We start from the raw sequence: 13,359 nt of genomic DNA, 5'->3' as shown, positions 1-13,359 counted from the left end.
ATTTCTGAATACGCTTTTTTTTGAACCGCTTTGGGCACGTTAACGAAGGGGGCGCTGAGTGCTCTTGTAGCGAACGAAGAGAAAAGAAAAGAAGGAGCTAACTGTTGGCGGGAGGAGCGCTCTAGGAGTCCTCAATGTCGATCGGCTTGCCACTTCAAAAGCATCAATCTTTTTCTAAAATAGATTTATGATAATTTGAAAACTGACGTTTTTAACTTACACTTTTTGACATTTATATCAGATAAATACCTAATAAATTAGCAAATAATGATATTTTTGTCAAGCACTTTGTCGCAAATTATCCAGATTTCAAGGAAATAACAGCGTGTCTTCCGTTACCAATCACTACAAAACCCTAAAAATTAGCCCAACCGCAACACAAGCCGAGATTAAACAAGCATACCGCCGTTTAGTCAAATTATTTCATCCAGACAGCCGCAGCGACACAGCGGGTCACGAAGAAATTGTCCGCCTCAATGCAGCCTATGAAATATTAGGAGACGCCCAGCACAGACAATCTTACGATCGCCAATTTTCCGAGCAAACCGAACAGCAATCACCAGCCGCACCAAACGTCAGCCGCCAGCAAACACAAACAGCACGGGACGCTGACGAACAAATGGAACAGTGGCTGATTAAAGTATACAAACCCGTCAATAGAATGCTCAACAGCATCTTGAAGCCGCTTAAAAAAGAAATAGACGAATTGTCAGCAGATCCGTTTGATGACGAACTGATAGAAAAGTTTCAACTTTATATCGAAACCAGCCGCGAGTTCCTCAAAAAAGCTCATAACTTTCTTACCTCAATGCCCAATCCATCTAATGTAGCCGGAGTTGCGGCCCATCTCTACTACTGTATCAATCAAGTCGGAGACGGCATAGAAGAATTGTATTTATTTACCCTCAATTATGACGATCGCCACTTGCACACCGGTCAAGAACTGTTTAGAATTGCCGCTAGACTGCGGCGGGAAGCACAGAATGAATTAAAAATTAAAAGTTAGGTAGTCAAGGAGAGTGGGAGAGTGGGAGAGTGGGAGAGTGGGAGAATTGCCCAATTCCCAATTCCCAATTCCCAATTCCCAATTTCCTCAGCATTCATCCGTTAAATCCGTTAAATCCCCTACACTGCGCGTTGCCGAACTTCCTTCTTTCAAATTCCAAAAAGAACTTGAATGCGCTTGCGAATTTTAATAAAAGGAGTTTGTCCCAGAGAGTCGCCATCTAACAATCCCAAATCTCTCAAAGCTTGCTGGCGTTCCGACAATTTTTGAGCAATCTGATCGGCTAAATTGGGTTGTTCTCTTAAAAGTTTTTGCAAATCGTGACGTTCCACCACAAACAAAATTGCATCTTCGCTAGTTTTTACAGTCGCCGTTCTCGGAGTACCCAACAGCAAAGATATTTCCCCAAAAAACTCGCCCTCATGAAGCGTAGCAATATACTGACCAGCTTTTTGAGAAAGAACTTCTACAGCACCCGAAAGAATAATATAAAAAGAATCGCCAGGATCATTTTCTTTACATATAATCTGTCCCGCTGGAAACAGTTGTCGGTAGCCGTATTCAATTAACTGTCGCAGTTCTAAATCCGTACACTGTTCAAAATAAGTTACTCGCCGCAACAAATCTCGCAGCGTCCAATTATTAGGGGATTTAGATCCTGGATTTTTAGGTTCTGAAACGGGGGAATTAGATTTCAACTCGGCTGAATGTTTGGGATTATGTGGAAAAAGTTTGCCGTTGGAATTATCGTCTTTGTTCTGGTGAAAATGTTTAGTTAACTCTTGCGGGTTTCGCAGCCACAAATCCCGCTGGGGAAAGGGAATTTCTATCTTTCGGTGACGCAATTCGTAATCAATTAAAAAATTGACCGTGCTTTTAATAGCATCGCTTTCCTGCGGCTTATCAATCCAAACTAAAAGCTCAAAATTTAAAGCGTTATCTCCAAAACCGTGAAACCCTACTTTAGGAGAAGGGTGGGATAAGACATTTGATTCCATCCGCGCCGCAATTAGCAGCGCTTCCGTAACTATTACTGGGTCAGAGCCGTAAGCAACGCCGACGGGGATGTGGAGGCGACATCGGGCGTCTCTGTAACTCCAGTTAATAATGTTAGTTTCGACAAACTTAATATTTGGTATTATTACAAATAATCCGTCAATTGTTTTAATAACTGTGGAACGAATAGAAATCGTTTCAACTGTTCCTAATAAATTGTCTATTTCAATAAAGTCTCCGACTCTAATTTGGTTTTCAAATAGCAGGGTGAGACCGCTGATAAAGTTGCTGGCGAGATTTTGCAAGCCGAAGCCGAAACCAATGCCGACAACGCCAGCTAAGACGGTGAGAGAAGTGAGGTTGATGCCGGCACTTTGCAGGACGAATATACAGCCAAGAGTTGCTAAGATATAGCTAATGATGGTGGAAATTGCTTCTCGACTGCCACGATCTAATCCCATCCGAACTAGCAAGCTGCGCTTGATTCCTTCACTAATAATCTTAGCTATAATCAAGGCAAATATAGCTAAAATTATCAGTTTAACGATCGCACTAATGGACAGATGAGCGTCCCCGATATAGAAGAGGGGGGTTGTCATCGCACCCGACCAATTTTCAAAAAAGTGATCGGCTCGTGCAGTAATCCTATTCATTAATATTTGGTAATGGGTAATGGGTGATTAGTTTTGAGCGCAACTGAACCGCAAACTGTTAACTATTGCAGAGCTTAGGCGAAAAACTCGAACTGTGGAGTGCCCTGTGTGGCAAAAAGGTCGATTCCCTACCCTTGGGGAACGCTTCGCGAACGGAATAGCTCAGCTTCACCCACTCTCTCAAAGACTCGTAACTGATGGGTTAGTAACAGATGGCGAGAAACTGTTTTGTAGCGGTATTTTCTGCCGGATATCTGTGTTGTGGCGTAAAATAGGTTCGGCGGCTCGATCGAGCGACTTGTTGCCAATATTTGGAAAATTGATAGAAATTCATTTACAGCACCCTCAAATAATCGAAAAATTCCAGCAAAAATTAGTTTATCCTTAAGAAGCGAGTCCTTTACAGAACTTAACAAGCTTACCCTACTTGACTTTTATGCAGTGCATCATCAATCGTCGGGCACAGTTTTCGGCGAGTCACCGGTACTGGCTGCCGGAGTTGAGCGAAGCCGAGAACTTTGAGCGGTTTGGCCCAACTGCCCGCGCACCGGGACACGGACACAATTACGTCCTTTTCGTTTCCATGATAGGCGAACTCGACGAGTACGGCATGGTGCTCAACCTGTCTGATGTCAAGCACGTCATCAAACGGGAAGTTACCAAGGATCTCGATTTTTCCTTTCTCAACGAAGCGTGGCCGGAATTTGAGCAGACTCTGCCAACTACTGAAAACATAGCACGGCAAATTTGGCTGCGCCTAGCGCCTCATTTGCCTGTGAGCAAAATTCAATTGTTTGAACATCCCGAACTTTGGGCTGAATATTTAGGAAACGGAATGGAAGCTTATTTAACTTTGTCCACTCATTTTAGCGCGGCTCATCGGTTGGCTCGTCCCGATTTGAGCTTTGAAGAAAACTCGGAAATTTACGGCAAATGTGCTCGTCCCAACGGTCACGGTCACAACTATCATTTAGAGGTGACTGTTAAAGGGGAAATTGATGCGCGGACTGGCATGATTGCTGATTTGGGAGCTTTACAAAAAGCCGTTGACGATTATGTTGTTGAACCGTTCGATCACACTTTTTTAAATAAGGATATAGCTTATTTTGAGAACGTTGTGCCGACGGCAGAGAATATTGCAGTTCGGATCGGGCAATTATTGCGATCGCCCGTTCGGGAATTGGGCGCCCAGTTGCACAAGATTAAGCTGATTGAAAGTCCGAATAATAGCTGTGAAATTTACGGCGCTGATTTAGAGGAAGTGGCGGCTGAACGTCAGCAGCCAGAAGCAATTGTAGCTAGGGTTTAAAGCTAAAAATTGGGTCTGTTGGGGCGGGTTCACCGGGATATTGGGCTAATTGTGCAGATTGGTAAACCCGCCCCGATGATTTCGAGGGTTATTCAACCGGATTAGGCGCGAGAATATATTTTTGGACAAAAGTTCCACAGCCAGAATTATTGGCACTTTTCCTGAAAAGTCAAGCTGCGCGCGTATTTTGGAGATAGTAAGTCAGCATTCCTCATGTCAGCTATTCTAACTGCTGAGAGTATGAGGTCGATCGCCCGATCGCTGACAACCAAGCACCAATTTCTCCTAAATGAGTTGACGTTTATGCGCGTCTCTAATCTAGCTCTCTTGACTCTGGCCGCCCTCGCATCCCAGAATTTAACTGCTAATACTAGCACCAATCCTGCTGCACCTCCTATTTCTCCTCAGACACCGCAAGCTAGCAACTTTGTTGATGCTGTAAATAATACTGAATCGCGTCGGGCTGAGTCAATTAGTGAGCCTGAGACGATCGCCTACGAACAATTTTCCCCAAATATTACCGTATCCCGTCGGGCTGAGCCGATTAGCGAGCCTGAGACGATCGCCCACGAACAATTTTCCCCGCGAATTGCTGTAAAATCGCCGACAGGTTTGTTGGTAGCGGCCGCTCAACCCGATTTATCTGCTAGTGCAAAAACCAAGGCGAATACTCCTGCTGCATCCGGCGATGAACTAACAAAATCTTTACAAGAAACCTGGCTGGCTAAATTAATCGAAACTGGGGCTGAAAGCAATCCTCAAGTTCGCGAGGTTTTCGCTTTTATCTCTCCGTCTAGTGGCAGTGCTGAATCTGGGTATGGTTTTAACAGTACCATAACTCTGCTCAATATTTTGCTGATTCTTGGTACGGTATTTCCACCGATGACAATTGCATTTTTTTGGATGATGCGACGGCTGATAATCAAACAGTTGGTTGCTGATGCCAATAAACGATTGCAAGGCATTGGTGTATTAGAATCAGAACTAAGAAATTCTAGCCAACTGAATCAAAAGTTGAGGGATGAATTAGAATCGCAAATGGGTGCCGCTAAACAATCCATTGATTTTTTAACTAGAGAAACTGAACTTTCCAAATCTTCCGTGGAGCAAATTGAGACTCTCAAATCTCAATTTATCATGCACCTGCAAGTTTTGCTGAGAGAAGTTGACGAGAAAAAATCTCAAATTGTTCAAGAAATTGCCCAAGTTCCCGCAGTTGTTGCCAAAGAAGCTCTCAAAATCGCACCTCAAGCGGCCTTAGACAATTCCCAAAATTCGCAAACTGCACCCGCTAGCGACGAAAAATTGATTGCTGACGATTATATTAAGCAGGCCGAAGGGCTTTATTTTCAAGGCAATTATGATGAAGCATTAGTCTGTTTGGAAAAAGCTGTTTTAGCGAATAAATTTTTGAATGAGGCTTGGTATTGGCGCGCAAATGTGTTAGTAAAATTGCAGCGCTTGGAAGAAGCACTCGCCTGTTACGACCAAGCAATATTAATTAAACCGGATAACTACGAAGCATGGTATAATAAAGCGAGTTTGTTGGCCAAACTGCAGAAGTACGAAGAGGCGATAGCCTGTTACGAGCGAGCAAGTTCGAGCGAATCCAGAAAATACGCTTGTTGGCACAGTATAGCGGCTTTGTTGGCTAAATTGCAGCATTACGAAGAAGCGATCGCCAGTTACGATCGCGCCCTCGCTATCAAAGCAACCGACAGCGAAATTTGGCACAACAGAGGTGCGATGCTGGGCAAAATACAGCAGTACGCAGCAGCAGTCGATTCTTACGATCGCGCTCTGGCTTTCAATCCCAACAGATACGAAACTTGGTACAATCGAGGCAATATGCTGTGGAGACTCCTCCGCTACAGCGATGCTATTGATTCTTACGATCGGGCGATCGGCATCCGGCCCGATAAATACGAAGTTTGGTACAATAGAGCTGCTGTGCTCGGAAAATTGCAGCGATATCAAGAATCGATCGAATCCTACGACAAAGCAATCGCCCTTAAACCGGAGGATTTTGAAGTGTGGCACAACCGAGGCGTAGCTTTCGAGAAACTATCGCAGCACGAAGCAGCAATTGCATCTTACGAATCAGCAATTACCATTAATTCCGAGTGTTACGAAGCTTGGTTTGGCAAAGGCGAATCATTGGCCAAATTACAGCGCAATGAAGAAGCGATCGCAGCTTATGAGAAAGCGATTGCTATTAAGCCAGACTCCTACGATGCTTGGCATCACTTGGGCACAGCTTTGTCAGAATTAAAGCGTTATGAGGAAGCAATGGCAGCTTACGATCAAGCTATTGCCATCAAACCTGACAATGCGGAAGCTTGGCGCGATCGCGGCGCAATTATATCAGAATTAAAACAGGATACAGACAAAATTGACTCGGGGGAATCTGATATTACAAATGCCTCTGATAGCAAGGTCGAGCAACCTAAGTCAGCAGATTCAATGTAAGAATTGATGATTACATAGCACTTTTCAGTAAAATCAGGTACGCCTGGAAATTGGAATGCGATCGGGGCGTACTTCACTTATTTGAGAATCGGTATAGTGGCTTAGGGGAAAATTGCGTGAGTGCGATCGGCACGGGTGACTCTGGCGAGACTAACTTGTGGGTAGGAACGCCCTGCGGCTTCAGTTGTTACAGCTATTTGCGAAAAAAATGAGCAATGAGGAGGCTCAGTCAAGTTTACAGTCTCATCATCTAGGCATTATGCCGAATAATTTGTTTATTATAGAAAAGACGCTTTGGTTATAGATATAACTTCACTCTTGCATGGCCCCTAGTGAGTTTCAGCCCTACTTACAAGAAATCTGCCGGCGCTACGAGGATTGGTGGACTGTGGATGTCTTCACCGAAACGATCGCGGAGCGACAGGCAACCTTCTCATTTGAGCAGATAGTGCAAACTGAGGAGAAGAAACCAGAGGAAGAGAAAAAGGCACAAATCGTCTCACTGCGAATATTACAAGGAATCCAGGATTATGTCGAATCTGAGCATATTTTGCTGGTAGGTTCCCCCGGTGTCGGCAAATCAACCGCGCTTTTTCGTTGTTTGGTCAGCTTTGCAAAGGAAGAGGTTGAGAAACCAGAACCTCGAATTCCTGTGCTGATTCCCTTGAAAAGGTATAAAGTCAGTTTTTCTAGCCCTGAAGATCCTTCAGGGATGTTGACTCTGATTAGAAATGCACTTAAGCCACAACTACGACTAACAATTCCAGAAGTTGAAGAACTATTGTTTCAGAAACGGCTGATTCTACTCTTAGATGGCTTGAACGAGATGCCAGCAGCAGACACAGTTCGTACAGAACTGAAAACATTTCGTGAGGAGTGCGAGCAGATTAAGATTCCACTCATCTGCACAACACGAGAGCTAGGAAACGGCGATCTAGGTATTAAAAGACGACTGCAAGTACAGCCTCTTGATCCTAGAGAAATTGATCGCTTTTTGCGAGAATGTATGCCCGCTCAAGCGCAACAAGTGTTGCAATTGTTAAGCCGAGACAACCGAGAGTTAAGCCGCACGCCATTTGTTTTGTGGATGCTGTATCAATTGTTTCAGGACAGGGGTACTGCTGCTGTAGATACTTTGGGACAGGCATTCCGTCAATTTTTTCACACTTTCAAAAAATATAAGGAAGGCGCACCCGTTACAGATGAGCGTCGTAAAGATTGGAATCCTTGGCTGGAACATTTAGCGTTTACAATGCTGAACTCTCCAGAGCCAACTGATCCTGGCTTAATCATCTCTGATGAGCGAGCAGAAAAATTGCTGGTTGAAAAGTTTGGCGATCTTCATGGTGCTCCATCCCGGATTGAAGAGTTGGTTAAGTATCACGTTTTGGAAAGAGTCTCTGAGAGGGAAGTTAGTTTTCAGCATCAACTAATCCAGGAATACTATGCGGCGGAATACTTGCTGCGAACCCTACCTGAGCTTCTGAAGGATGAGGAAGGTGAGACAAAACTGAAGTGTCATTATCTTAACTACCTGAAATGGACCGAGCCGATCGCCATCATGCTTGGACTACCGGAACTCACTGAAAAACAGGCAGAAAAATTAATAGCGCTGGCGTTAGATGTAGATTTGAAGTTAGGTGCAAGGTTAGCGGGGGCAGTGAAACCAGAGCCAGATATTCAACAAAAAACAGTAAGCATGATTGCTAGCCAACAGGTTCCAGAATGGTTGAGGATATTCCTCCTTGGAGAAACCAAATCTCCACAAGTGGCTCATGAATTAATGAAGACAATCAAAGACCCAAATCCAGTTACCCGCAGGAACTCGGTTTTCGCATTAAGGCAATTGAATAGTGAAGCCGCTATGCCTCTAATAGTTATAGCAATTGAAGATTCCGATCCTAATGTACGTAGGACTGCTATACGAGTAATTGGAGAGTTAGGCATTAAAGATCAAGAAGCAATTCCCCTAATAACTCAAATTCTAAATAAAGAGCAAAGTGACTTGGTTCGTGAAGCGGTAGTAGTATTTGTGCTAAGCAAATTAGATTCTGAAGCAGCTATTATGGAATTACTTAGGATAACACAAGATCCCAAGTATCCTAAAGTCGGAATAATAGCTAGGCGATATCTGGAGAAAAAGAACCGTGAAATAGTAATTAATGTCTTAATTAAATTTTTGAAAACGAGTGACAACTTTATTCGTATAAGTGCGCTCCACCTATTAGGTGAGTTAGGGGATGAAAAAATTCTACCTAACTTATTTGAAGCCAAGTTAGATTTGAGCACAGATGTCCATAATGCAGCTTGTGATGCTCTTGATAAGGTGAAAAAGAGAGCACTAGCTAAGGAGAGTGGTGAAATAGAAAGTCAGCAAATGCAACAACAAGACCAAATTAATATGTGGCGTGGATACCTAGATTCTGAAGAATACATCGCAAGAGGTAATGCAATTCATTCTCTGGCAAGTCTTCTTGCTAAAGAAACAGTCATCCCTTTAATAGAGAAGGCTTTAGACGATCCACACCCTTATGTGCGGGGACACGCAATTACTCATTTGCTGAGACTTATGGGTAATGAAGCAATTCCTCAAGCAATTAGAGCTTTAGATGATCCAAACTATGAGGTTCGTGATAAGGCAGCTCAGGCATTGGCTGGTTTGAGGCAAAATCTACCTGAAAAGTTAGAAATCCCGGAGGAGACAGTTTCTAAGCTGATCGAAATTTTAAATGAAGATCAAGATACAAATGAAGATGAAGATACATCTGTCCGTAGCGTAACAATACATACTCTTATAAATCTCTGTTCTCTACAGCCAAGTTTAGTAGGTAAAGATTTGGAAAGTGCTTTTCTAAAGGCCTCAGACTCTTCAGATATGTTCCTACGCAGTAAGGCTGCCGAAGGTTTGCAAAATTTTAGCAGTGACAGAGTTTCGATGAGATTATTGGAGATGGTAGAAGATCCAAGTTTTTTAGTGGCTTTAACTGCAACTGAAACATTAAAAAATATGCCATATAATATAATTACGGCTAAACATCTTCCTGCTTTGAGTGAGTTAATTTATACTTCACAAGAAACGTTTGCGCTTGAGGCGATCGTTGCCATTCAATCACGCTGCCGCTTCTACAACTACGAATTTTATCAGCAAGCCCAGGAAGCAGATAATTTAGGATTTGAAGATGCTTTAATCAGGAATTTATACAAAGATATAGATAAAATAATCTCTCAAATTCAAGAAAATCCGGAACTGCGCCAGGACGACAATGAAGATCGACTGAATATAGAGATCGTGGATCAATTGCGTAGCTTAGGGCATGAGGCCTCACATGAAACAAAAATTAATGGTAATGTTGACATTGTTGTTAGAAAAAATGATTTTTTATGGCTTGGAGAAGCCAAAATCTATAGGGGCAACAATTCTTTATGGGAAGGGTTTTTACAACTCACTACAAGATACTCAATCGGTGATTTTAATCAAGAAAATGGTGGTTTATTAATTTATATTCGTGAGGAAGATGCAAGCTCAATTATGCAAAAATGGCAAAAATACTTGATTGAAAAAAGCTTGCCAGATTTTAGTTACAGACCTTACAAAATGAAAAGCCTAGCTTTTATATCAACTCATAAACATGAAAGATCAGGGCAACCCTTTCATGTCAGACATATCCCAGTTATGCTTCATTCTGATCCCAAAGATAAAAGTGGACGAGGTAGAAAAACATCACCTTAAATCGCAAAAACTCAATCAGGAGAGCGATACTTGTACAGATAGCGATCGCACTCCTTATCGCCACCCTACGATTCCATCAACGATCGCACCCACTGAAAATCACCCTCACTCAGCGCTGGTATAGACTACACTGAATAATCGATCGCCAAATCTAAAGCAGCCTCCCGATCAACTTCACCCAAAACCTCAGATAAATTCACAACAGGTTCTTCATCTCCTGACCTATCTTTAACTTTATCGTCTTGAAAAAGCTTCAAAACAAAAACAACGCGCCGATCGCCTAGCAGCCAAATTGCGCGAGATGGGGATTAATCCTGATGAGGTGTGATTGTTTTTAGATTGTTAAATGGGGTACGATCGCACTTTTTAAACAGCAGGAGTATCAAAAGTCGGGAAAGGCGATCGCTCCCCTCATCTATACTCTCAATATTAAGATTTCCTTAGTTGCTGCCGTCGCGCACAGAAATCGGTGATACAATCAACAGCTTAGCTAGGGGTGCCCGAATATCCGGGCTGAGAAAACACCCTTAGAACCTGAGTCTGGGTAATACCAGCGGAGGGAAGCTGTTTATCAAGGAAATTAAATATGCGTACCGAATGGATCGCTAAGCGTCAGGGGCACACCAATGTATCTCAAATGCACTACGCCCGCCAAGGTGTAATTACTGAGGAAATGCACTTTGTTGCGAAGCGAGAAAATCTCCCGCCAGAACTGATCCGCGCGGAAGTAGCACGGGGACGGATGATTATTCCCGCTAATATCAATCACACGAATTTAGAACCGATGGCGATCGGCATTGCGTCTAAATGCAAAGTCAATGCTAACATCGGTGCATCTCCCAACTCTTCCAATATGGAAGAAGAAGTTGACAAGCTTAAATTAGCAGTGAAATACGGCGCTGATACCGTGATGGACTTGTCCACTGGCGGCGGTAATTTGGATGAAATTCGCACTACAATTATCAAAGCTTCACCGGTGCCGATCGGTACTGTACCAATTTACCAAGCACTAGAAAGCGTTCATGGTAATATGGAAAGTCTGACGCCCAATGACTTTCTTCACATCATTGACAAACACGCTCAACAAGGTGTTGATTACCAAACAATTCACGCCGGAATTCTGATCGAGCATTTGCCGTTGGTAAAAAATAGACTAACTGGAATCGTCTCTCGCGGCGGCGGCATTTTGGCGCGGTGGATGCTGCATCACCACAAACAAAATCCTCTCTACACTCACTTTAACGACATCATTGAAATCTTCAAAAAATACGATGTTTCGTTTAGTTTGGGAGATTCTTTGCGCCCCGGTTGCACTCACGATGCGTCGGATGAGGCTCAATTAGCTGAACTCAAAACTTTGGGACAATTAACTCGCAAAGCTTGGGAACATGACGTGCAGGTAATGGTGGAAGGCCCCGGCCACGTGCCGATGGATCAAATTGAGTTTAATGTCAAAAAACAAATGGAGGAGTGTTCGGAAGCTCCTTTCTATGTTTTGGGGCCGTTGGTGACAGATATTGCGCCTGGATACGACCACATTACCTCAGCAATTGGGGCCGCGATGGCTGGTTGGTACGGTACTGCAATGCTGTGTTACGTGACACCGAAGGAACACTTAGGATTGCCGAATGCTGAGGATGTCCGAAACGGGCTGATTGCTTACAAAATCGCGGCTCACGCAGCAGATATTGCACGGGGTCGTCCGGGTGCGCGCGATCGCGATGATGAACTCTCGAAAGCACGTTACAATTTCGATTGGAACCGTCAATTTGAGCTGTCATTAGATCCAGAACGGGCAAAGGAATATCACGACGAAACTTTGCCAGCGGATATCTATAAAACTGCTGAATTCTGTTCGATGTGCGGCCCTAAATTCTGTCCGATGCAGACTAAGGTTGATGCCGATGCTTTGACAGAATTAGAGAAGTTTTTGGCTAAGGAACCTGTAGCCCAAAGCTAATTCGATTAATTCGTAGGGTGCTGATAGCGCACCTTACGAATTAATCCTAAAGCTGTTTCGTTTCTTGCGGGGCGGGCATCCTGCTCGCTCAAAAGTAGGGTTCTGATGGCGCACATTACTTAAGGTTATATTAAAAGCAGTTTCCCAAAAAGAGAATTGCGAGGTTCCCTTGCAGGTACTTTTTTGTTGCCAAGGAATCCAGAATTTTATCAAGATTGGGATGAGCAAAAAAAGTCGCTATTTGCTCTTTAGTTAATAGGTTGCCATCTGGATCATGCCCAAATTCTTTATTTCACCTTTTCAATATAAAACTCTTCATCAACTTAATTTCGTCTAAACTGAACTCGCCTCGCCAACCCAGTTCGCAAGAATGAAGAGAGTTGCCACTGCGATAGTCAATTAGCCGCCTACCCTGTACTGGTAAACTAACTGAGCATCGCGATTGATTTCGCTGCTTAATACGCATTCCGTTTCCAGATTCAAGGAACGAGCGGCGGCCTCAAACGCTAATCTCATGCCGCCTATTCCTGAGAATAAGTCAATAAATCGAATTTTTTTCATAGCCATTAAGCCTGCGCTAAAAACTCATATTTTGTACGATTTTTCAATCGACGCAGAGCCTCTAGATATTCATTACCAGGTAGAGCCTGGTAACGAGAAATTTTCAATTTGTAGGGTGCGTTAACGCCGTGTAACGCACCGCCAGCCTAATGCACCATTTGAGCTAAGTAAAAGATTTACCTGGATATGTTAACTTGCGCTGTCTGTTGGCACGTTGAAAGAATGCGGCGATCGTTTGAGCTAATTTTGCGAATAGAATGCAGATTTGTTAGCTGAGTATTGATTTCAATTGTTTGAATTTTTCCGGCTGAGATTGCCTTCCCCGACAGTGTATTTCCCTCAATTTTACCAGTGAAGCACGCAAAGTCCGATCGCGGCGCGTAGATTGCACCAACCACCCGATCGTCCTGGCGTTGAAACACTATATAGTTTTGAAGAACTTGGTTGGGCTGTGGCGAATCTCCGTACAGGTAAATACCATCTGGCAAAGCAGCAACATTAGTCTTAGATGGATTTTGTTGTGCTTGAAGCGGTTGTTGCTGAATGCCAACACCAATTAGTGTCAGAGGACAAATAAAGGCTGTTGCCAGTAGTTTCCATTTCCTTTTAATAGATGCAGGTAAAATCATTACTGCTTCTCCTTGCTGCGTCATGTAACATATTAAAACAGTTTTC

10 protein-coding genes and 1 riboswitch are annotated in these 13,359 nt (G+C 43.4%); of the genes, 6 read left to right on the top strand and 4 right to left on the bottom strand.

Annotation, left to right across the window (positions count from 1 at the left end):
* Nucleotides 1-325 precede the first annotated feature (325 nt).
* A complete protein-coding gene (locus QUB37_RS08660) occupies nt 326-1,006 on the top strand; it encodes a J domain-containing protein (RefSeq protein ID WP_333160968.1) in 681 nt (226 codons plus the stop codon).
* A gap of 149 nt (nt 1,007-1,155) precedes the next feature.
* On the opposite strand, the gene QUB37_RS08655 is transcribed toward QUB37_RS08660, so the two are convergent.
* Nucleotides 1,156-2,655 carry a cyclic nucleotide-binding domain-containing protein gene (locus tag QUB37_RS08655; RefSeq protein WP_333160966.1) on the bottom strand — a complete coding sequence of 500 codons (1,500 nt, stop codon included), beginning with the start codon at nt 2,653-2,655 and terminating at the stop codon, nt 1,156-1,158.
* A gap of 436 nt (nt 2,656-3,091) precedes the next feature.
* Here QUB37_RS08655 and QUB37_RS08650 point away from each other — a divergent pair, with 436 nt between their 5' ends.
* The 4 genes from QUB37_RS08650 to QUB37_RS08635 all read left to right on the top strand — a co-directional run bounded on the left by QUB37_RS08650 (nt 3,092) and on the right by QUB37_RS08635 (nt 10,287).
* The gene (locus tag QUB37_RS08650; protein WP_333160964.1) at nt 3,092-3,964 is read left to right on the top strand and encodes a 6-carboxytetrahydropterin synthase; all 873 of its coding nucleotides are present in this window, start codon (nt 3,092-3,094) and stop codon (nt 3,962-3,964) included.
* A gap of 213 nt (nt 3,965-4,177) precedes the next feature.
* Nucleotides 4,178-6,433: a tetratricopeptide repeat protein gene (locus QUB37_RS08645; protein WP_333160962.1), complete on the top strand. Its 2,256-nt coding sequence runs from the start codon at nt 4,178-4,180 to the stop codon at nt 6,431-6,433.
* A gap of 388 nt (nt 6,434-6,821) precedes the next feature.
* Nucleotides 6,822-10,163, top strand: a complete 3,342-nt coding sequence (locus QUB37_RS08640; protein WP_333160960.1) for a HEAT repeat domain-containing protein — start codon at nt 6,822-6,824, stop codon at nt 10,161-10,163.
* Nucleotides 10,135-10,287 carry a hypothetical protein gene (locus tag QUB37_RS08635; protein ID WP_333160958.1) on the top strand — a complete coding sequence of 51 codons (153 nt, stop codon included), beginning with the start codon at nt 10,135-10,137 and terminating at the stop codon, nt 10,285-10,287. The genes QUB37_RS08640 and QUB37_RS08635 overlap by 29 nt, the downstream gene beginning before the upstream one ends.
* Before the next feature lies 1 nt (nt 10,288).
* Here QUB37_RS08635 and QUB37_RS08630 read toward each other — a convergent pair whose 3' ends face one another.
* Nucleotides 10,289-10,420, bottom strand: coding sequence for a hypothetical protein (locus tag QUB37_RS08630; protein WP_333160956.1), 132 nt, complete (start codon nt 10,418-10,420; stop codon nt 10,289-10,291).
* A gap of 225 nt (nt 10,421-10,645) precedes the next feature.
* A riboswitch (TPP riboswitch) is annotated at nt 10,646-10,742 on the top strand.
* 7 nt (nt 10,743-10,749) lie between these two features.
* Between QUB37_RS08630 and thiC the strand changes: the two genes are divergently transcribed.
* Nucleotides 10,750-12,123, top strand: a complete 1,374-nt coding sequence (gene thiC / locus QUB37_RS08625; RefSeq protein WP_333123374.1) for a phosphomethylpyrimidine synthase ThiC — start codon at nt 10,750-10,752, stop codon at nt 12,121-12,123.
* Between the two features lie 399 nt (nt 12,124-12,522).
* On the opposite strand, the gene QUB37_RS08620 is transcribed toward thiC, so the two are convergent.
* Together QUB37_RS08620 and QUB37_RS08615 are read right to left on the bottom strand one after the other, a co-directional pair.
* Nucleotides 12,523-12,684, bottom strand: coding sequence for a DNA cytosine methyltransferase (locus tag QUB37_RS08620; RefSeq protein ID WP_333055191.1), 162 nt, complete (start codon nt 12,682-12,684; stop codon nt 12,523-12,525).
* 176 nt (nt 12,685-12,860) lie between these two features.
* Entirely contained in the window at nt 12,861-13,337 is a 477-nt protein-coding gene (locus QUB37_RS08615) for a hypothetical protein (RefSeq protein WP_333160954.1), read from the bottom strand.
* Between the last annotated feature and the right edge of the window lie 22 nt (nt 13,338-13,359).

The organism is Microcoleus sp. AT3-A2 (assembly GCF_036705685.1).
Lineage (GTDB): Bacteria > Cyanobacteriota > Cyanobacteriia > Cyanobacteriales > Microcoleaceae > Microcoleus.
The sequence above is the reverse complement of the archived record's forward strand: the minus strand, read 5'-3'. Positions and strand labels throughout refer to the sequence as shown.

Excerpts from the sequence above, each read along its gene's own strand:
- QUB37_RS08655 (WP_333160966.1), bottom strand. The coding sequence starts at position 2,655 with ATGAATAGGATTACTGCACGAGCCGATCACTTTTTTGAAAATTGGTCG.
- QUB37_RS08615 (WP_333160954.1), bottom strand. The coding sequence starts at position 13,337 with ATGACGCAGCAAGGAGAAGCAGTAATGATTTTACCTGCATCTATTAAA.
- QUB37_RS08650 (WP_333160964.1), top strand. The coding sequence starts at position 3,092 with ATGCAGTGCATCATCAATCGTCGGGCACAGTTTTCGGCGAGTCACCGG.
- thiC (WP_333123374.1), top strand. The coding sequence starts at position 10,750 with ATGCGTACCGAATGGATCGCTAAGCGTCAGGGGCACACCAATGTATCT.
- QUB37_RS08620 (WP_333055191.1), bottom strand. The coding sequence starts at position 12,684 with ATGAAAAAAATTCGATTTATTGACTTATTCTCAGGAATAGGCGGCATG.
- QUB37_RS08645 (WP_333160962.1), top strand. The coding sequence starts at position 4,178 with ATGTCAGCTATTCTAACTGCTGAGAGTATGAGGTCGATCGCCCGATCG.